Genomic DNA, 19091 nt, shown 5'->3' on the forward strand with positions numbered 1-19091 from the left:
GACGTCAGCTGAGGCTGTCGCGCCACTGGTCGTGCAGGGCGGCGTACCGGCCGCCGGCGGCGACCAGGTCGGCCGGTGCGCCGTCTTCGACGATCCGGCCGCCGTCGAGGACCAGCACCCGGTCGGCGATCTGCACCGTGGACAGCCGGTGGGCGATGACCAGCGCGGTCCGCCCCCGCCCGCCGTCGCCGCCGGTCAGCATCGTCTGCAACGCCCGCTGCACCAGCCGTTCGGTCGGTACGTCCAACGACGAGGTCGCCTCGTCGAGGATCAGCACCGCCGGGTCGGCGAGCATCGCCCGGGCGAACGCCACCAGCTGCCGCTGCCCGGCGGAGAGCCGCCCGCCACGGCGGTGCACGTCGGTGGCGTACCCGTCGGGCAGCCCGGCGATGAACTCGTGCGCGCCGATCGCCCGCGCGGCGGCCTCGATCTCGGCGTCGGTGGCGTCCGGCCGGCCGAACCGGATGTTGTCCGCCACGCTGCCGGCGAACAGGTGGTTCTCCTGGGTCACCATGATCACGTGGCGGCGCAGGTCGACGCCGGCGATGTCGCGCAGGTCGACGCCGTCGAGGGTGACCGCGCCGGACACCGGATCGTAGAGCCGGGCCACCAGCTTCGCGATCGTCGACTTGCCGGCCCCGGTGGCGCCGACCAGGGCGACGGTCTGTCCCGCCGGGATCCGTACGGTCAGCTCAGGCAGCACCAGCCGGTCCGGCCGGTAGCCGAAGGAGACCGCGCGCAGCCGCACCGCGCCGCGCACCGGCACCGGCAGCGGGCGCGGACGGGCCGGCTCGGGCACCTCGGGTCGCTCGTCGAGGACCCCGGACAGTTTCTCCAGGGCGGCGGTGGCCGACTGCAGCGAGTTGTAGAACTGGCTGAGCTCCTGCATCGGCTCGAAGAATCGGCGCAGGTACAGCAGGAACGCGGCGAGTACCCCGATCTCGGTCTCGCCCTGCAGCACCTGCCAGCCGCCGTAGGTGAGCACGATGGCGACCGCGACGTTGCCGATCCCCTTCAACGCCGGCGAGTAGATCGCGATCAGTCGGAACGCCCGCAGGTTGGCCTGCCGGAAGCCGTCGTTGACTTCGGTGAAGATCTCCTGGTTGCGGGCTTCACGGCCGAACGCGTGCACCGCCCGTACCCCGCCGAGGGATTCGACGAAGTGGACGATCAGCAGGGCGACGGCCTCCCGGGTCCGCCGATAAGCCACAGTGGAGGCGCGGGCGAACCAGACCGAGATCCACAGCAGGAACGGGAACGCCAACAGGGTCACCACCGCCAGCGGGGGGTCCAGCCACAGCAGGATGCCGGCCACCGAGATCACCGACAGCCCGGCCAGCACCAGGTCGTCGATGCCACCTTCGACGAGTTCGGCGATGGAATCCATGTCGCTGGTCAGCCGGGCGACCACCCGGCCGGAGGTGTACCGCTCGTGGAAGTCGACCGACAGTCGCAGGAAGTGCCGGTACACCCGTTGGCGCAGGTCGAGCAGGATCGCCTGGCCGATCCGGGCGGACAGGATCAGGAAGGTGCGTTTGCCGGCGTACTCGGCGATCGTCGCGGCCAGGAAGGCGACGCCGACCGCGACCAACGGGCCGACCGCGCCCCGGTCCCGCAGCAGCGGGATGGCCCGGTCGATACCGATCATGACCAGGTACGGTCCGGCCATCGCGGCGGCGTTCTGCAGCAGCAGCAGGGCGACCGCGACGCCGATCATCCGTCGGTGCGGTCGGGTCAACGAGCCGAGCAGGGCCCGGCTGCGGGCCCGCAGCCGGGCCGGGTCGCCACCTGCCGCCTCGCCGGATCCGCCCAGGTGGTCCATCCGGTCGTCGGCCACCCCCCGCCAGTCCGGCTGCCCGCCGACGGAGCCGTTGCCGCTGGTCACGCTGACCTGACGAGGCCGTGTCCGTCGGCGGAGAGCACCGCCCGGTACGCGGGCACGGTGGCGAGCAGCTCGGTATGGGTGCCGACCGCCACGATCCGCCCCTCCGCCAGCAGCGCGACCCGGTCAGCCAGCGCCACTGTGGATGGTCGGTGCACCACCAGCAGTGCGGTGGTGCCGGCGAGTACCCGGCGCAGCGCCTGTTCCACCAGGGCCTCGGTGTGCACGTCCAGCGCCGACAGCGGATCGTCGAGGACCAGCACCCGGGGTCGGCCGAGCACCGCGCGGGCCAGCGCCAGCCGCTGCCGCTGCCCGCCGGACAACGACAGCCCCTGCTCGCCGATGCGGGTGCGTAACCCCCACGGCAGGTCGTCGACGAAGTCGGCCTGGGCAAGGCGCAGCGCGGCGCGCACCTCGGCGTCGGTGGCGTCGGGGCGGCCGAGGGTCAGGTTCTCCCGGACCGACATCGAGAACAACGTCGGGTCCTCGAAGGCGACGCCGACGCAGCGGCGCAGCTCGTCGAGGCGCAGGTCCCGCAGGTCGTGCCCGTCCAGGGTGATCCGTCCGCCGGTCACGTCGTACAGCCGGGGCACCAGGGAGACCAGGCTGGTCTTGCCGCTGCCGGTCAGGCCCGCGATGGCCAGCGTCTCACCCGGGCGTACGGTCAGGTCGACGCCGCGCAGCACCGGCGCCCGGGCGCCCGGGTAACCGAAGGTCACTCCCTCGAAGCGTAGCTCGCCGCGGACCTCGTCGATCCGGATCCGGGTGGCACCGGGCCGGTCGGTGATCGTCGGCGGGGTGTCCAGCACCTCGTGGATCCGGTCGGCGGCGGTCATCGCCTCCTGCGCCTGGGCGATGATCCAGCCGAGCGACCGGATCGGCCAGACGAGCATCAGCTGCAACGTCACGAACGCGACCAGCTGCCCGATGGTGAGTTGTCCGTACACGACGGCGGCGGCACCGGCGACCAGCACCACGGCGAGCGCCATGTTCGGCACCAGGTCGTAGCGGGCGGAGGCGCGGGCGAGCAGCCGGCCCTTGCCGACCGCGGTGTCGTGCAGGGCACGGGCGCGGTGGGCGAACCGTTCGGTCAGCAACGGGCCCCGGCCCAGCGAGGTGATGGTCCGCAGCCCCTGCGCGGACTCCTCCACCAGGGTGGCCAGGTCGCCCTGTTGATCCTGCAGCCGGCGGGAGATCCGCAGGTACGCCCGGGTGAAGTGGCGGCTGAACAGATACAGCGGGACGGCGCTGGCCGCCACGACCAGCCCCAACGGCCAGTGCAGGTGCAGCAGCAGCGCGACGACCGTGACATACGTCGCCGTGTTGAGTAGCAGAAAGAGCAACCCGAAGGAAAGGAATCGACGGATTACTGACAGATCGCTGGTGGCGCGGGACAACAACTGCCCGGACTGCCATTGATCGTGAAAGGCGACCGGGAGCCGTTGCAGGTGGGCGTAGATGTCGTCGCGGATGGTGCTTTCCATCCCGATCGACGACGCGCTCTGTGTCCACCGCCGGATGAAGATCAGCGCCGCCTCGACCACGCCGAGCAGCAGCGCGAGTCCACCGAGGAGCAACAGCCCGGTCGGCTCACCGGCCGCCACCGGACCGTCCACCACCCCCGCGATGACCAGTGGAATGGCGATACCGGCGGCGGTCGCGGCGGCGGCAGCAGCGAGCAGCCAGCCGAGCTGGCCGAGGTACGGACGCAGGTAGCGGCGGAGCCGCCAGAGATTGTGGACGGCGGGTCGAGGTCGCGATGATCGATCGAGTGCGGCGTCCACAATATGACGGTAGCCGGTACCGGCGATACTTCACCGCCCCCGATCGGTCACCTCTCGCTCATGATCGAGCAGCCATTTCTTGATCGACAACCCCCATCGGTAGCCGCCCAGTGAACCGTCACTGCGCAACACGCGGTGGCAGGGCACGATCAGGGCGACGGCGTTGCGGCCGCAGGCGTTCGCCGCCGCCCGGACCGCCGCCGGCCGGCCGGCCAACGTGGCGAAGTCGCGGTAGGTCACCGGCTGGCCTGCCTTGACCTCCCGCAGTACCGACCAGGCGTGGTTGAGAAACTCGCCGCTGTGCTGGTGGACCGGCAAAGTGTCGAGCGCGGTCAGCTCACCGGCCAGGTAGGACCGGATCGCTGTGGTGACCGCCCCCAACTCGGCCCGCTGCCGCACCGACGCGCGGACGGCCGGGGTGATCAGCGGCAGCAGCGGCCCGGTGCCGTCGGTGAACCCCCCGGCCCGGACCGCGCCGTCGGCGTCGACGATCAAGGTGAACGGGCCGACCGGCGTCGGCACCGCCGCCGTGTCCAGGGTGACAAGTGGCATCAGGGATTCCTTCCGGCGCCGACCAGCGCCAATCGATTGTGGATCGTGACAGCCTGCCACAGGCGCAGCGTCGCGTACGACCGCCACGGTCGCCATCCGGTGGCGTGCGCGGTCAGTCCGGACACCGTGGTGGGCAGGTCGAGCAGTCGGGCGCCGTGGCGGACGCCCAGGTCGGTGCCGAGCAGGACGTCGGGGTCGGCCAGCGCCCGCATCGCCACGTACCCGGTCGTCCACGGCCCGATTCCGGGCAGCGCGCCGAGCCGGGCGACCAGCTCGGCCCGGTCGGCACCGGGGTCGAGCTCGACGGTGCCGTCGGCGACGGCGACGGCCAACGTCCGCAGCGTCGCCCGCCGCGCCGCCGGCATCGCGAACGCCGCGTCGGGCAGCTCCAGCAGCTCGGCCGGCGACGGAAACGGCACCAGCTCGTCGTCGGCCGGCTCTCCACTGTCGGCTGGCTGCCCGTCGTCGGTCGTCGGTCCGCCGCCGTCGGGTGCCGTCGGGTCGCCGGCGGCCGCCGCGCAGAGCCGGGCGAGCACCCGGCGGGCGGCGGCGACCGAGATCTGCTGGCCGACGACCGCCCGGACCGCCAGTTCGAAGCCGTCGACCGTGCCCGGCACCCGCATCCCCGGCGCGGCGGCGACGACCGGCGCGAACGCTGGCTCCGCACCGAGCGTCGCGTCCACCGCCACCGGGTCGGCGTCCAGGTCGAACAACGCCCGGCAGCGGGCCACCGCCGGGGCCAGGTCCCGCAGATCGGCCAGTCGGAACGTCGCGGCGAAGTGGTCGGCGTGCGGGGTGACCGCGACGGTGCCGGGTCCGTGCGGCAGCCGCAACGCCCGGCGGTACGCCCCGTCGCCGGCCGCCTCCACCCCGGGTACCGCCCGCGCGGCCAGGAAGTCCAGTACGGCGTCGGTCGGCATCGGCTGGCGAAACGCCAACCGGACCGTGATCGCCCCGAGCGTGTCGGCGTCACCGCCCCGGTCCGGTGTGGTCCCGGCGGCGCGGACCCGGCCCCGCAGCGCGGTCGGCGCGAGCCCGTACACCGTCCGGAACGTGTCGTTGAACTGACGCACGCTGCCGAACCCGGCGGCGAACGCGATGTCCGTGACGGTCAGCCCGGTCCGCTCGATCAGGATCCGGGCGGTCTGCGCCCGCTGGGCCCGGGCCAGCGCCAACGGGCCGGCACCGAGCTGGTCGGTCAGCACCCGGTTGAGGTGCCGCTCGGTGTAGCCGAGCCGCCGGGCCAGCCCGGACACCCCGTCGCGGTCCACCACCCCGTCGCGGATCAGTCGCATCGCCCGCCCCACCAGGTCGGCGCGCAGGTCCCAGTCCGGCGAGCCGGGTGTGGCGTCCGGGTGGCAGCGGCGACAGGCCCGCAGCCCGGCCTGCTGCGCGGCGGCAGCCGAGACGAAGAACCGGACGTTCGCCCGTTTCGGGGTGACCGCCGGACACGACGGCCGGCAGTAGATGCCGGTCGAGGTCACGCCGGTGTAGAACCAGCCGTCGAAGCGTTGGTCGCGGCTGTCCACCGCCCGGTAGCACCGCTCGAAGTCGAGCTCCATGGGTCGAATCCTGCCTGCCTCGCCGACGCTGCGGCTGGCGGGAATCGGACCTTACCGGCCGGCTCCGTTCTCGGCTCCGTCGTCGGGTAGCGGCCGGGCCGCACCGGCCACCAGCAGGCCGATCAGCAACGCGCCGAGCACCACCAGCAACGACCGCAGGATGCCGACCTGCTCGGCCAGGAAACCCACCAGCGGTGGGCCGGCGAGGAACGCGGTGTAGCCGATCGAACTGACCACCGACACCCGTACCGCCGCCCGGTCGGCCTGGTCGGCGGCCGCGCTCATCCCGACCGGGAAGCCGAGCGACGCGCCCGTACCCCACAGCAACGCTCCGACCATCGCCCACGGCAGCGACGGGCCGAACACCACCAACGTCAACCCGACGACGGCCAGCACGGCGGTGGCCCGCAGCACCGGCACCCGGCCCCACCGCGCCAGGGCGGTCCCGCCGACCATCCGGGCACCGGTCATCGCTGCGACGAAGACCCCGAACGCCACCGCGCCGACCGCGTCGCCCACCCGGTAGCCGTCGACGACCGCCAGCGTCAACCAGTCGTTGGCCACCCCTTCGGTGAACGCGAACGCCAGCACCACCAGACCGATCAGCAGCGTGCGTGGCTCCCGCCAGGCCCGCAGCACCCCGGACCGGGGCGCCGACTCGCCGGGCTCGCGGGCCGGCACCGGCAGGAACATCCGCACGGCGGTGGCGACCGCGGCGATCGCCAGCAACGCGGTGGCGGCGAGCTGCCAGTCCACCGGTACGCCGAGCCATGCGCAGCCGGCCCCGGCGAGCGCGCCGGAGACCGTACCCAGACTGAAGCCGGCGTGGAAGCGCGGCATCAGCGGCCGACCGAGCCGGCGCTCGACGTCGGCGCCTTCCACGTTCATCGCCACGTCCCAGCTGCTCACCCCGGTGCCGGTGAGGAACAGCCCGGCTCCGGCCAGCGGTGGCGACCCGATCGTCACACCGAGCGCGACGGCGAGCATCCCGACGGTCACCGCCGAGGTGCCGAGCAGCACCGTGCGGCGCGGCCCGATCGCGTGCACCAGCGGCCCGGACAGCGGCAGCGCGCTGACCGCACCCGCCGACATGCACAGCAGCAGCAGGCCGAACTGGGCGTTGGTCAACTCGAGCGCGTCACGGATGGCCGGGGTACGGGAGATCCAGGACGCGAAGGCCAGGCCGCTGACCCCGAAGGCGATACCGACCGCGATCCGGGCCCGCTCGACCGTCGGCCGCGCCACCGTGTCCTGCCTGCCCGTCACCACGTCCGCCGCCTCCCCGTTGCCACCCGTTGGCCGACCGGCGTCGGACGCACCGGCTACCACCAGCACAGACGGTAGATCACCGGAAACCGCTAGGTAACATGACGATGCTCACCGTCCCATCTCCACGCATCTGCTCCCGTCGATCGACCTGATCGGGCGGATGTCGGGATCGATCGATAAGCTGAGGCGGTTCGCCCCACCTCGATCAAGGAGTCGGTAGATCCCATGCGTCACCTACTGGCCAGCGCCGCCCTCGGCTCGGCCCTGTTGTTGAGCCTTGCCGCCTGCGGCACCGAACCGCCGACGAACTCCGCGTCGCCGCCCCCCGCCAACACCACCGCCAGCGAGGCCGACATCCTCGCCGCCACCAACGCCGCCTGCAACCAGGCGGTCTCGATGAGCAACGACTTCGCCGCCGGGTTCGAGCGGGACGCCAAGCTGCTCTTCCCCGAAGACGACAGTGTCGCGACGCAGGTGTCGGCGGAGGACTTCGAGGCGCAGATGCGGGCCTGGTCGGCGACGCTCACCTCGCTGGCGACCGGCCCGGTCGACGAGGAGCTGCGGACCGTGCTGGCGGAGAGCACCACCGCGATCGAATCGGCGACCGAGGTGGGGGAGACCCCGTTCACCGACGAGCAGATCGCTGCGGTCACGGCCGTCCCGGAGAAGCTGGGCGCCGTCTGTCAGTGACGCGGAAGGGGCCGATCTGGGGCGGGCGCAGGCGTTGGGTAGCCTGCTCCAGTTTGCTCGCCTCCCATCGGATGGACCACGGTGCTACGTACCCTGATCACCGCCGCCGTCACCACGGCGCTGGCACTCACCCTGGCCGGCTGCGGCGGCGCCGACGCCGGGACCGACGCCGCCGCTGACCCGAGCCCCCAGTCGTCGGCCAGCGCCCCGGCCGACGGGCAACCGGCCGAGTCCGCCGACGACGAAGCCGCCGTGGCCACGAAGACGGCATGCGACACGGCGGTACCGGTCGCCGAGGAGACCGCATCGACCATCGAGGCGTACTTCGCCGAGTTCATCGCCGCGATAGCCGAGGGCGGTACGGATGCGGAGACCGCCGACGCCGAGTTCCGGGCCAAGTTCACCGACCTCTCGGCAATGCTGGAGTCGCTCGCCGCCGACCCGGTCGACGCCGACGTGCAGCAGGCGCTGACCGAGGCGTCCGAGTTTGCCGCCCAGATCGTCGACCCGGACGACAACACCCCGATGGGGCAGGTGGAGGCTCGCCTGGCCGAGCTGGCGGAGAAGCTGAAGACCGCCTGCGCCTGACCCGCTGCTGGGCGCTGCGTAGACTCGACCGACGTGAGTCTCACCATCGGCATCGTCGGCCTGCCCAACGTCGGCAAGAGCACCCTGTTCAACGCGCTCACCAAGAACGACGTTCTCGCGGCGAACTACCCGTTCGCCACGATCGAGCCGAACGTCGGCGTGGTGGGGCTGCCGGACGGGCGGCTGGACAAGCTCGCGGAGATCTTCGGCTCGCAGAAGATCATCCCGGCACCGGTGTCGTTCGTCGACATCGCGGGCCTGGTCCGGGGCGCGTCCAAGGGGCAGGGCCGGGGCAATGCCTTCCTGGCGAACATCCGTGACGCCTCGGCGATCTGCCAGGTGGTCCGGGTGTTCGCCGACCCCAACGTGGTGCACGTCGACGGCAAGGTGTCGCCGGGTGACGACATCGAGACGATCAACACCGAGCTGATCCTGGCCGATCTGCAGACGTTGGAGAAGGCGCTTCCCCGGCTGGAGAAGGAAGCCCGGCTGCGCAAGGACCGGGTGGCGATACACACCGCGGCGAAGGCCGCCGCCGAGCTGCTCGACGGCGGCACCACACTGTACGCGGGTGCGACCGCCGCCGGCATCGACGTCGCCGAGCTGCGCGAGTTGCACCTGCTGACCACCAAGCCGTTCCTGTACGTCTTCAACGTCGACGAGGACGAGCTGGGCAACGCCGCGCTCCTCGACGAGCTGCGGGCCCTGGTCGCCCCGGCCGAGGCGGTCTTCATGGACGCCAAGATCGAGTCCGAGCTGATCGACCTGCCCGACGACGAGGCGCTGGAGCTGCTGGAGTCGATCGGGCAGAGCGAGCCGGGGCTCCACCAGCTGATCCGCGTCGGCTTCCGCACCCTGGGGCTGCAGACGTACCTCACCGCCGGGCCGAAGGAGGCACGGGCCTGGACCATTCCGGTCGGGGCGACCGCGCCGGAGGCCGCCGGGGTGATCCACTCCGACTTCCAGCGTGGCTTCATCAAGGCCGAGATCGTCTCGTTCGACGACCTGGTCGCGGCCGGGACGATGGCGGCGGCGAAGGCGGCCGGCAAGGTCCGGATCGAAGGCAAGGAGTACGTGATGCAGGACGGCGACGTCGTCGAGTTCCGCTTCAACGTCTGATCCCGGAGCAGCTGCCCGGCTCAGCTCTTGCGACCGGGTACCAGCCCATCCAGGTCCAGCTTGACCTCGAACGGCGTCGTGGTGTGCAGCTCGTGGCGGTGGATCCCGGTCGCTACGTACGACCGGGTGGGACCGTCGAGCTCGTAGGCGTGGACCACCGGTGATCCACCCTCGTCTTCGACGCCCCAGTAATGCGGGATGCCTGCTTCCGCGTACCTGCGCAGCTCGACCGTCCGGTCACGGTGGGCCGACTCCGGCGACACCACCTCCACGACCAGCAGAGTCTCCTCAGACGTGTAGTAGGTCCGGAACGGATCGTAGGCCGCCGCTGCGGCCACCAGGTCGGGCTCGGGACGGTTCCATCTGTCGAGTCGGATCGTGATTTCCCGGTCGACCTCGACGCCCGGCGGTGCCTGGTCGGTCAGGCTGTTCACCAGCGCGGATTGTCGAGGTCGTCGGCGTACCACCCCTCAGGGCGGGGCGGTCGCATCCACTCGGGCACCGCGGTCATGTTCTTCACCGTAACGGCCTCACCGCTATGCGGAATCGAAGGCCGAGCCCCGGTCAGCCCCGGTTGGTTGCGTCAGCGCGTGCCGAGTGCCACAGGTACGGAAGCGGCTTGCGGCCCGCTCCGGCGGATCCTGCGAGCGGGTGGTGTCACCCCGGATACACAATCCTGAGGTAGGCATGCGTCGAGGGCCGGACCCCGGGTACGGGGTCCGGCCCTCGACGTTGGCTGTGTCTGTGTCTACTTCCAGGTCAGCTGTTCCAGTGCTGGGCGACGAGTTCGGCGGCCTGGGTCTCCCACTGGGCGTAGTGGTCCGGGTACGCCGACACCTGCACGGTCTGGGCGGCCTGGGTCAGCGGCATGTCCTGCCAGCCGTCGACGGCCTTGAGCCCGTTGAGGAACGCGGTGGTGGAGTACTCGACGTCGGTGATCTGCTCGACGGTGCCCCAGCCGGAGGAGGGCCGCTGCTGGAACAGGCCCTGCGAGTCGTGGTCGTTACGGTCACCGAGGTGGCCGAGGTTCTCCAGTTTCGATTCCTGCAGGGCGGTGGCGATGGCGACGACGGCGGCACGCTCGTCCATGCCGGCCTTCTTGGTGGCGGCGATGATGCCCTTGACGTTGTCGGTCTGCTCGCCGGACAGGGTGATGCGGGACTGTTCGCCCTGCACGCCGTGCGGGATCAGCGTGCTCGTGTCGACGCCGCCGCTGCCGCTGTCGCTGGCCGCGGCGGAGGTGGTCGACGCGGTGACGGTGGTCGAGGCGGCCTGGACGCCGGGGGTGTGCTGGGCGGCCAGGGCGGGGGCGGCGATCGCCCCGCCGGCGAGGGTGAGGCCGGCGATGCCCAGGGCGGTGTTGCGCAGGCTGGTGGCCAGGGTACGGCTGATGATCGTGGTCATGGGGGGTCCACCTTCCGTTTTCCGAGGGGGCACACCCGTCACTCGGCCCCTGCAACGGGCGGGTGGTGTGTGGGGTGTGCGGTAAACGGTCATCCGGGTGGTACGGGGACGCGGCGGTGGCTTCTCGCCCGCTCGGGGGCTGGCCTTCCGCGCGTCGCGACCATGTACAACGACGCGGGCCGGCCGGTCATTCCCCGCCGGGCGCGGCCCGGGGTGCCCGGCCCGGGGTGCCGGCGGCACGGCGGCCGACATCTCGGCCCGCAGGCAGCGGCCGGCTGGGGCAGCAGTGGCCTTGTGGCCCGCCACGTCACCGTCCGTGACGGCGCCACAGGGACATCTGTCCGGGCGGTATTCCTCAGAGGAATAATCATTCCTCTGAGGAATACCGCTCTACCGCAGTACCGGTCCGCCGGGACGCCCACTCGGGTGGAACAGGCTGGCCGGTCGGAGCCGGACAGAGGGCGCGGCAGGGAGGTGCGGCGGAGCGGCCCACTGCGTCGCGAAGCATGTACAACCACGTCGGCGGCCGGGTCATTTCCAGGGGCCGGCGGCTGAGATGGAAGGGACGGCGGAGGCGCTCCGGCCCGCGCTGCGACGTATGGGACAGCTGATTCGACGGGCCGAGCAGCGGGTCGAGCAACGGGTCGAGCGTGCGCGGGTCGGCGTCACTCGTGGGTGATCAGTGAATCCTGCCGCTGCAGCAGTTGGTAGACGATTGATGCTGGCGCACCGTCGGTCGGTCGCAGCCGGACGACCACCGTATCGCCGTCCTGGCGGACCTCCGGCTCGGTGAACCGCTGCGACCAAGGCTGTCCGGTGCTGGAGCTGCCCTGTTCCAGCAGGGTGCCCAGCGCTCCCGCGTTGGCCTTCGCGGAGTCGGCGTCCGCGTGGGCATAGGCGAGCACCGCGACGGGCGCGCCGTCGTGGGCGAGCCCGCCGGCGACCCCGTCGAACGCGGCGGGCAGCGTCTGCCCTCCCCGGCCGCCGCCGTAATCGCCGCCGACCCGGAACAACACCGAGTACGCCTCCTCAGCGTCCATTGCTTCGGCGAGTGCGACCGCGGCCGGCGTGTCGGCGAACGACTCGGCCCCGTTGTCGAGCGCGGTGGCGGTTTCGGAGTTGTCGGCCACTGTCAGCCTGCCGTCACTCAGCCGCAGGTGCAGCGGCTGGCCGAATGGCCGGGCGACGGTGCGACCGGCCAGGTCGATGCTGCCGTCAGCGTTGCCGAGCTGCCATCCGCCGTCGGTCGGCTCACCCATCGCGTCGGTCATCCGGTCGCTGTCGAAGTCGCCGCCGAGCACGGTCATCACGTTCGGCGGATTGCTGTGTTCGGCGTACCAGGAGACGTCGAGCACGGACCAGCCGAGCTCGGCCTCGAACCCGGCGAGGTCGGGTTTGCCGGCCGGTACCGCCTGCTGGGGCAGCAGTGCCGCCACCGCTGCCGGTCCGTCGGCGCTCGCGCCGGGGGACAACGCCGCGAGGTAGCTGCGGACCGCCTCGGCGTCGGCGGGGTCGGTCGGCCGGGTCACCCCGGCGAGCTCGGCCGCCCGATCGAGATCGGCCATCTGTAGCACGATCTCGTCGTCGGCGAGCCGCTGCGGTAGCAGCGCCAACCGTTCGGCGAACGTGGGCCGAGCGACGTTGGCGGAGCCTGCCGGTCCGGCCGGCGCCGTGCCGTCGGCGTCGTCGCTGTCAGTGCTACCGCAGCCGGCGGCGAACAGGGTCAGAACAAGTCCGGTGGCGGTGGCGCCAAGCATGATCCGCTTCACGACCTGCACCGTAACAACCCTGGTCCAGGGCTTCTGCCGGCCGGCGAGGGCTGATCACGAGATGTAGTGCAGGATTACGTTGTGTACGTGGTGTGACTTCTGGTCGCCCCGGAACTCGACCTCGTAGGTGTGCGTGCCGACGTTGATGGCGATGGCGCCGGTGGAGAAGTACGAGCCACCCCAGGACTTGTTGCTCACCACGCTGACGCTGGTGATCTTCGAGTACGGGATGCTGGTGATGGCGACCTTCTTGCCGACGAAGGACTTGTCCTGGATGATCACGCGACGGTTGGTCAGCCCGATGAAGCCGGTGCCAGTGCCGATCGCGTCGTAGACCGCGATCACCTGCTCGCCATCGAGCAGCCCGCTTTCGATCTGCCGTAGTTGCTCGCGTCGGTCGTACGCAACATTCGCCATGATCCGAGGGTAGGTCGCATCGACAACCAGCCCCGGCAGCCGCCGGCCGCCGGTGGAAGCCAGGGGACCGGTGGATCAGACGGCGTCGATGATCGTACGGTAGGCGTCCTCGATCCGGGCGGCGAGCGTCACGTCACCTTCGGTGATCTTATCGCCGTCCGGGGCGCCGAGGCAGATCTGGGTGTGCCCGTCCACCCTGCGCACCTGTGGTCGTAGATGCAGGGCGTCGGCCGCGACCTTGATCCGCTCGGTCAGCTCGGCGTGCTGACTGTCGTCGAGCAGTAGGGTTCGGCGGATCTGCTGGCCGTCCTGGGTCCACCCGTCCAGCTGGGTCAGCGCGTCGCTAAGGTAGTCGCGGCCTACCCGGCCGGGCCAGATTGCTCGCAAAGCCACACCTCCCAGGCGTCGTTGCCGGCTTGTGGCCAAATCGTCGCCATCCTGTGTCTTGGTCGGTGGCCCCCAGTCTGGCCGCTGACTGGCTGGTGTGTCCACGTCCACCCTTCCGTCATCTGCTGTCCTTGCAGACAGCAGGGTTACCCGAATTGCTGATTGATCTGGCAGGCTGGTCTGCTGTGCGGACCGGGCAGTCAAGGCGTCGGGTAGTGGTGGGGGCGGCGATCGTCCGCGAGGGGCAGGTGCTGGCCTGCGCGCGGGCTCACCCGCCGAGTGCGGCGGGAAAATGGGAGTTTCCTGGCGGAAAGGTGGAAAACGGCGAGTCGGAAGTCGACGCGTTGGTCCGGGAGTGTCACGAAGAGTTGGGAGTGACGGTCGCGGTCGGGCAGCGACTCGGCGACGACCAGGTGCTCGGGCACGGTCGGTCGGTCCTACGGGTCTACCTGGCCAGCCTGCTCGGCCCGGCCCAGCCCACCGCGCTGGAGCACGCCGAGTTGCGATGGCTGGCCGCCGACGAACTCGACCAGGTCACCTGGCTGCCGGCGGATCAGCCCATCGTCGCCGTACTCGGGCCGCATCTGCGTCAACCTCAGTAGTTGATCTTCACCTCGAACGACTGGGAGGCGAGTCCGGCACCGCCGTGCCAGATCTCGAAGCCCGCCTCGATTCCGGTGAGGTACCAGTCACGGTCGATGTACCCCCGGCCCACGGCGTCACGCGTGAAGGCCGCCAGCTCCAGATCCTCCGCCCGGTCGGTCGGGCTGGTCCGCACGTATGCGACGTAGTTCCAGTGCCAGTCGGCGTGGTAGACGTCCCAGGTCGCCCCGGCCAGGGCGACGTCGCTGGCCACCAGCGTGCCGGCGGGCTCGGCACCGCCGTGGCGATCCAGCCAGACCATCAGTTCCGCCCCGTCCGGCGAGCGGTGGGCGTTCGCGTCGGTGTGGAACCACAGGTCGTACGTGGCGTTCCACCGGCCCTCGGCGTCGGCGGTGTCGAACGTCCAGTCGGAGCGGGCCGACCGCAGTTGCCGTACCTTGATCGGCAGCCCGCTGCCCACCGTGCAGTTGCCCCAGTGACAGCCCTGGTAGATCGTCGGGTACGCGGCCGCCGACCCGGTGCGCTTGTCGTGCTCGGAGCGGCTGACGGTGAACCGGCCCTCCTCGGTGACCCGCAGACACTGCAGGGTTCCGGCTCCCCAGACGTTGTTCATCACCACGTACCGTTTGTCGGCGATGGCGACCGTGTCCGTCCGGCCGCAGAGTTCGCCGGCGTCCGCGACCGGTGCGAACCAGACGACGGTGACCCCGAGGGCGACGACCGCGGCGAAGATGATCGAAAGCAGGCGGAAGCGCCTGAGTGCACACATTGCCGTGGAGCTCCTTCGGCGGGCAGCCCGCATGGCGGACTGGTGCCGTGGGCTCGGCGGCCCGACACCGCCCACGACGGAAACGATCGACGAGGTTCGTTCCCGGCTCCGCCGAGGATGCTACGACTGTCGATCTGGTGCCGGCAACCCCGCGACGATCACGTCGCCCACGACGATCGCCCCGCCTGCCGGTGCAAGGCAGACGGGGCGATCACCGTCAGTGACGTACTGTGCTGGCCGCTCAGCGGTCCTGGTCGGGGTGGTGGTAGTTCAGCGACTTGTCCGGCAGCGGGAAGGTGACGTCCTCGCCGAACGGTGACGGCGCGGCCGGCTTGTCGAAGGCCAACTCGCTGATCGGCAGGTGACCCTTCTCGTCCACCGCCGCGGCCTGCGGACGGGGGACCTGCCGGTGCCAGTTGACACCCCGGGCGGCGTCGGCCGCCGGGCTGTGGTCACCGTCGGCCGGCAACGCGCTCGCCGCGACGGTGCCGACAGGCTGGTCGAGGCCGGACTGACCGAGCGCCGGACCGCTGTCCGCCGCGCCGTTCTGCCCCCGCCGGAAGATCTTGCTACCGAGCCACACCAGTGGATCGTACCGCCGGTCGACGACGCGCTCCTTCATCGGGATGATCGCGTTGTCGGTGATCTTGATGTGCTCGGGGCAGACCTCGGTGCAGCACTTGGTGATGTTGCAGTAGCCCAGCCCCTGCGAGGCCTGGGCGTACTGCTTGCGGTCGGTCCTGGTGTCCAGCGGGTGCATGTCCAGCTCGGCGGCGCGGATGAACACCCGGGGACCGGAGAAGGCGGTCTTGTTGTCCTCGTGGTCACGGACCACGTGGCAGGTGTTCTGGCACAGGAAGCACTCGATGCACTTGCGGAACTCCTGCGAGCGTTCCACGTCGACCTGCTGCATCCGGTACTCGCCGGGAGCCAGGTCCTCCGGCGGGCTGAACGCCGGCGTCTCCAACGACTTCTGGTAGTTGAACGACACGTCGGTGACCAGGTCCCGGATCACCGGGAAGGTGCGTAGCGGGGTGACGCTGATCGTCTCGTTCTCCTCGAACGTCGACATTCGCGTCATGCAGCCGAGCTTCGGCATGCCGTTGATCTCCATGGAGCAGGAGCCGCACTTGCCGGCCTTGCAGTTCCACCGGCAGGCCAGGTCGGGAGCCTGCGTCGCCTGCAGCCGGTGGATGACGTCGAGGACGACCTCGCCCTCGTTCACCTCGACCTGGTAGTCCTGCAGCTCGCCGCCGTTCTCGTCGCCCCGCCACACCCTGAAGTGGCGATTCGTGCCCATCAGTTGTCCGCCTCCTCAGCGAGCGCGTCCTGCGCCAGCGCGTCGAACTCCGCCAGCTCCTCGTCGGTCAGGTACTTGGCCAGCTCCGCCCGGTCGAAGAGCTTGATCAGCTCGGGGCGCATCTTCGGCAGCGGCTTGTGTTCCAGCGTGACCGTCTCGCCGTCGAGCGAGCAGACCAGGTTGACCTTGCGCCACTGCGGGGCCATCGTCGGGTGGTCCTCGCGGGTGTGCCCGCCCCGGGACTCGGTGCGCTCCAGCGCAGCCTTGGCGGTGCACTCGGAGACGACCAGCATGTTGCGCAGGTCGAGCGCCAGGTGCCAGCCCGGGTTGTAGCGTCGGCCACCGGCCGCGCTGACCTTGGCCACCCGTTCTCGCAGCTCAGCCAGCTTGACCAGGGATTCGGCCAGCTCGCCTTCGCGGCGGATGATGCCGACCAGGTCGCCCATCACCGCCTGCAGGTCCTGCTGCAGGGTGTACGGGTTCTCCCCGGTGTCGCGCGACAGCGGCGCCAGTGCCTGGTCGACGGCGTGCTCGACCTCCTCGGCGGAGACCTTCGGCCGCCGGTCCAGGCTCGCGGCGTACGCCGCCGCGTGCTCGCCGGCCCGCTTGCCGAAGACCAGCAGGTCGGACAGGGAGTTGCCGCCGAGGCGGTTGGAGCCGTGCATGCCGCCGGAGACCTCGCCGGCGGCGAACAGTCCGCGGACCCGGCCGGTGGCGGCGGCGGTGTCCGGGTCGACCTCGACGCCACCCATCACGTAGTGGCAGGTCGGCCCGACCTCCATCGGCTGCTTGGTGATGTCGACGTCGGCCAGCTCCTTGAACTGGTGGTACATCGACGGCAGCCGGCGACGGATCTCCTCGGCCGGCAGCCGGCTGGCGATGTCCAGCAGGACGCCGCCGGACTTCGTACCCCGGCCGGCCTTGACCTCGCTGTTGATCGCCCGGGCGACCTCGTCACGGGGCAGCAGCTCCGGCGGACGCCGGTTGTTGTCCGGGTCGGTGTACCAGCGGTCCGCCTCCTCCTCGGTCTCCGCGTACTGCTTGCGGAACACGTCGGGGACGTAGTCGAACATGAACCGCTTGCCGTCGGTGTTGCGCAGTACGCCGCCGTCGCCCCGGACCGACTCGGTGACCAGGATGCCCTTCACCGACGGTGGCCAGACCATGCCGGTCGGGTGGAACTGCAGGAACTCCATGTTGATCAGGTTCGCGCCGGCCCGCAGGGCGAGCGCGTGTCCGTCACCGGTGTACTCCCAGGAGTTCGAGGTGACCTTGTACGACTTGCCGACTCCGCCGGTGGCCAGCACCACGGCCGGCGCCTCGAACAGGACGAACTCGCCGCTCTCCCGGTAGTAGCCGAAGGCACCGGCGACCCGGGGGCCGTCCGGACCGTCCTCCAGCATCAGTTCGGTGATGGTGGTCTCGGCGAAGACCTTGATCCGGGCGTCGTGGACGCCGTACTCCCGCTTGTCCTCCTGCTGCAGCGAGACGATCTTCTGCTGGAGGGTACGGATCAGCTCCAGGCCGGTGCGGTCGCCGACGTGGGCCAGTCGCGGGTACTCGTGGCCGCCGAAGTTGCGCTGCGAGATCTTGCCGTCCTTCGTACGGTCGAACAGCGCGCCGTACGTCTCCAGCTCCCAGATCCGCTGCGGTGACTCCTTGGCGTGCAGCTCGGCCATCCGGAAGTTGTTCAGGAACTTGCCGCCGCGCATGGTGTCGCGGAAGTGCACCTGCCAGTTGTCCCGGCTGTTGACGTTGCCCATGGCGGCGGCCGCGCCGCCTTCGGCCATCACCGTGTGGGCCTTGCCGAACAGCGACTTGGAGATGATCGCGGTGCGCTTGCCGGCCAGTCGGGACTCGATCGCCGCCCGCAGCCCGGCGCCGCCGGCGCCGATGACCACGACGTCGTAGTGGTGTCGTTCGATTCGGGTAGTCATGTCTTCCAAGCCCCTAGTTGAAGAACCGCAGGTCGCTGAACCAGCCGGCGGAGAGCGCCATCACGTAGAAGTCGGTCAGCGCCAGGGTGCCGAGGGTGATCCAGGCCAGCTGCATGTGCCGGACGTTGAGCTTGGAGATGAACGTCCAGATCCGGTAGCGCACCGGGTGCTTGGAGAAGTGCTTGAGCCGGCCACCGGCGATGTGCCGGCAGGAGTGGCAGGACAGCGTGTACGCCCACAGCATGACCACGTTGCCGAGCAGGATGACGTTGCCCAGGCCGACGCCGAAGCCGTTCTCGCCGTCGAAGGCCAGGATCGCGTCCCAGGTGTTGATCAGCGAGATGATCGCGGCCGCGTAGAAGGCGTACCGGTGCACGTTCTGGAAGACCAGCGGGAAGCGGGTCTCACCGGTGTAGCGCTGGTGGCCGTCCGGTACCGCGCAGGCCGGCGGGCTCAGCCAGAACGCCCGGTAGTAGGCCTTGCGGTAGTAGTAGCAGGTGAGCCGGAACAGCAGCAGGAACGGCAGGGTCAGCGCGGCGTCCGGGATGATCCACCAGCCGGGCAGGAACCGGCCGAAGTGCGCGGCCTCCGGTACGCAGCGTTCGGTGACGCAGGGTGAGTAGAACGGGGTCAGGTAGTGGTACTCGTCGACCCAGTAGAAGTCGTGCATGAAAACACGGACAGTGGCGTAGGTGACCCAGGCACCGAGTCCGATGACGGTGATGAGCGGGGGTAGCCACCACCGGTCGGTGCGCAACGTCTTCGCCGCGATGGCGGCGCGCGCCCGCGCCTGCCCCGGCGTCGTTGCCGTAGTCGTCATCCTGTCTCCCTGACGGGGCCCGACTTTCCCAAGGCGGACCCGGATATCTTCGGCCGGTCCGTGGCGAGCAGGGCAGAGCCCAGATTGCCGTGCGACCGCGTGCTCCAATCCCGCGCCGCACGTTCGACGGCTGGCGCAGTCCGGTGCACACGTTACGCCCCGTACCGACGGACGTATGCGCAAGGGAGTCTCGCCGGTATCGCGTCGGTTACGAAAGCCCGGCCCGCCGCCGGGCGGGC

General features: G+C 70.6%; 18 protein-coding genes. 4 read left to right on the plus strand and 14 right to left on the minus strand.

Features of this window, described 5'->3' with window-relative positions:
- Positions 1–4: 4 nt before the first annotated feature.
- Genes O7623_RS26510 through O7623_RS26530 form a run of 5 tightly spaced genes read right to left on the minus strand, consistent with a single transcriptional unit; the run spans position 5 to position 7109 of the window.
- Positions 5–1837 (minus strand): ABC transporter ATP-binding protein, encoded by a 1833-nt coding sequence (locus tag O7623_RS26510; RefSeq protein ID WP_282229593.1) that lies wholly within the window; start codon positions 1835–1837, stop codon positions 5–7.
- A 44-nt stretch (positions 1838–1881) separates the two neighbouring features.
- Positions 1882–3666: an ABC transporter ATP-binding protein gene (locus tag O7623_RS26515; RefSeq protein WP_282225670.1), complete on the minus strand. Its 1785-nt coding sequence runs from the start codon at positions 3664–3666 to the stop codon at positions 1882–1884.
- 30 nt (positions 3667–3696) lie between these two features.
- Positions 3697–4218, minus strand: coding sequence for a methylated-DNA--[protein]-cysteine S-methyltransferase (locus tag O7623_RS26520; RefSeq protein WP_282225671.1), 522 nt, complete (start codon positions 4216–4218; stop codon positions 3697–3699).
- Positions 4218–5780: an AlkA N-terminal domain-containing protein gene (locus O7623_RS26525; RefSeq protein ID WP_282225672.1), complete on the minus strand. Its 1563-nt coding sequence runs from the start codon at positions 5778–5780 to the stop codon at positions 4218–4220. Before O7623_RS26525 ends, O7623_RS26520 begins: the two co-directional genes overlap by 1 nt.
- Positions 5781–5831: 51 nt before the next feature.
- Positions 5832–7109, minus strand: a complete 1278-nt coding sequence (locus tag O7623_RS26530) for an MFS transporter (protein WP_282225673.1) — start codon at positions 7107–7109, stop codon at positions 5832–5834.
- A 165-nt stretch (positions 7110–7274) separates the two neighbouring features.
- Here O7623_RS26530 and O7623_RS26535 point away from each other — a divergent pair, with 165 nt between their 5' ends.
- The 3 genes from O7623_RS26535 to ychF all read left to right on the plus strand — a co-directional run bounded on the left by O7623_RS26535 (position 7275) and on the right by ychF (position 9446).
- A complete protein-coding gene (locus O7623_RS26535) occupies positions 7275–7739 on the plus strand; it encodes a hypothetical protein (RefSeq protein ID WP_282225674.1) in 465 nt (154 codons plus the stop codon).
- An 81-nt stretch (positions 7740–7820) separates the two neighbouring features.
- The gene (locus tag O7623_RS26540) at positions 7821–8327 is read left to right on the plus strand and encodes a hypothetical protein (protein ID WP_282225675.1); all 507 of its coding nucleotides are present in this window, start codon (positions 7821–7823) and stop codon (positions 8325–8327) included.
- Positions 8328–8360: 33 nt separating this feature from the next.
- A complete protein-coding gene (gene ychF, locus O7623_RS26545; protein ID WP_282225676.1) occupies positions 8361–9446 on the plus strand; it encodes a redox-regulated ATPase YchF in 1086 nt (361 codons plus the stop codon).
- 20 nt (positions 9447–9466) lie between these two features.
- On the opposite strand, the gene O7623_RS26550 is transcribed toward ychF, so the two are convergent.
- The 5 genes from O7623_RS26550 to O7623_RS26570 form a co-directional block, all read right to left on the minus strand.
- Entirely contained in the window at positions 9467–9880 is a 414-nt protein-coding gene (locus tag O7623_RS26550) for a Uma2 family endonuclease (RefSeq protein ID WP_282225677.1), read from the minus strand.
- Between the two features lie 325 nt (positions 9881–10205).
- Positions 10206–10826 carry a hypothetical protein gene (locus O7623_RS26555; protein ID WP_282229594.1) on the minus strand — a complete coding sequence of 207 codons (621 nt, stop codon included), beginning with the start codon at positions 10824–10826 and terminating at the stop codon, positions 10206–10208.
- 689 nt (positions 10827–11515) lie between these two features.
- The gene (locus O7623_RS26560; RefSeq protein ID WP_282225678.1) at positions 11516–12619 is read right to left on the minus strand and encodes a hypothetical protein; all 1104 of its coding nucleotides are present in this window, start codon (positions 12617–12619) and stop codon (positions 11516–11518) included.
- Between the two features lie 54 nt (positions 12620–12673).
- Entirely contained in the window at positions 12674–13036 is a 363-nt protein-coding gene (locus tag O7623_RS26565) for a PH domain-containing protein (RefSeq protein ID WP_282225679.1), read from the minus strand.
- 75 nt (positions 13037–13111) lie between these two features.
- Positions 13112–13423, minus strand: a complete 312-nt coding sequence (locus O7623_RS26570; protein WP_282225680.1) for a 4a-hydroxytetrahydrobiopterin dehydratase — start codon at positions 13421–13423, stop codon at positions 13112–13114.
- A 158-nt stretch (positions 13424–13581) separates the two neighbouring features.
- On the opposite strand from O7623_RS26570, the gene O7623_RS26575 reads away from it, so the two are divergent.
- Positions 13582–14025 (plus strand): (deoxy)nucleoside triphosphate pyrophosphohydrolase, encoded by a 444-nt coding sequence (locus O7623_RS26575; RefSeq protein WP_282229595.1) that lies wholly within the window; start codon positions 13582–13584, stop codon positions 14023–14025.
- On the opposite strand, the gene O7623_RS26580 is transcribed toward O7623_RS26575, so the two are convergent.
- The 4 genes from O7623_RS26580 to O7623_RS26595 form a co-directional block, all read right to left on the minus strand.
- Entirely contained in the window at positions 14019–14795 is a 777-nt protein-coding gene (locus O7623_RS26580; protein WP_282225681.1) for a hypothetical protein, read from the minus strand. The two genes, O7623_RS26575 and O7623_RS26580, sit on opposite strands and share 7 nt — an antisense overlap.
- A 241-nt stretch (positions 14796–15036) precedes the next feature.
- Positions 15037–16095, minus strand: a complete 1059-nt coding sequence (locus O7623_RS26585) for a succinate dehydrogenase/fumarate reductase iron-sulfur subunit (RefSeq protein ID WP_282225682.1) — start codon at positions 16093–16095, stop codon at positions 15037–15039.
- The gene (locus O7623_RS26590; RefSeq protein WP_282225683.1) at positions 16095–18032 is read right to left on the minus strand and encodes a fumarate reductase/succinate dehydrogenase flavoprotein subunit; all 1938 of its coding nucleotides are present in this window, start codon (positions 18030–18032) and stop codon (positions 16095–16097) included. The genes O7623_RS26585 and O7623_RS26590 overlap by 1 nt, the downstream gene beginning before the upstream one ends.
- 13 nt (positions 18033–18045) lie before the next feature.
- Entirely contained in the window at positions 18046–18852 is an 807-nt protein-coding gene (locus O7623_RS26595) for a hypothetical protein (RefSeq protein ID WP_282225684.1), read from the minus strand.
- Positions 18853–19091 lie beyond the last annotated feature (239 nt).

Origin of the sequence: Solwaraspora sp. WMMD791 (assembly GCF_029581195.1) — a bacterium.
Taxonomy (GTDB): domain Bacteria; phylum Actinomycetota; class Actinomycetes; order Mycobacteriales; family Micromonosporaceae; genus Micromonospora_E.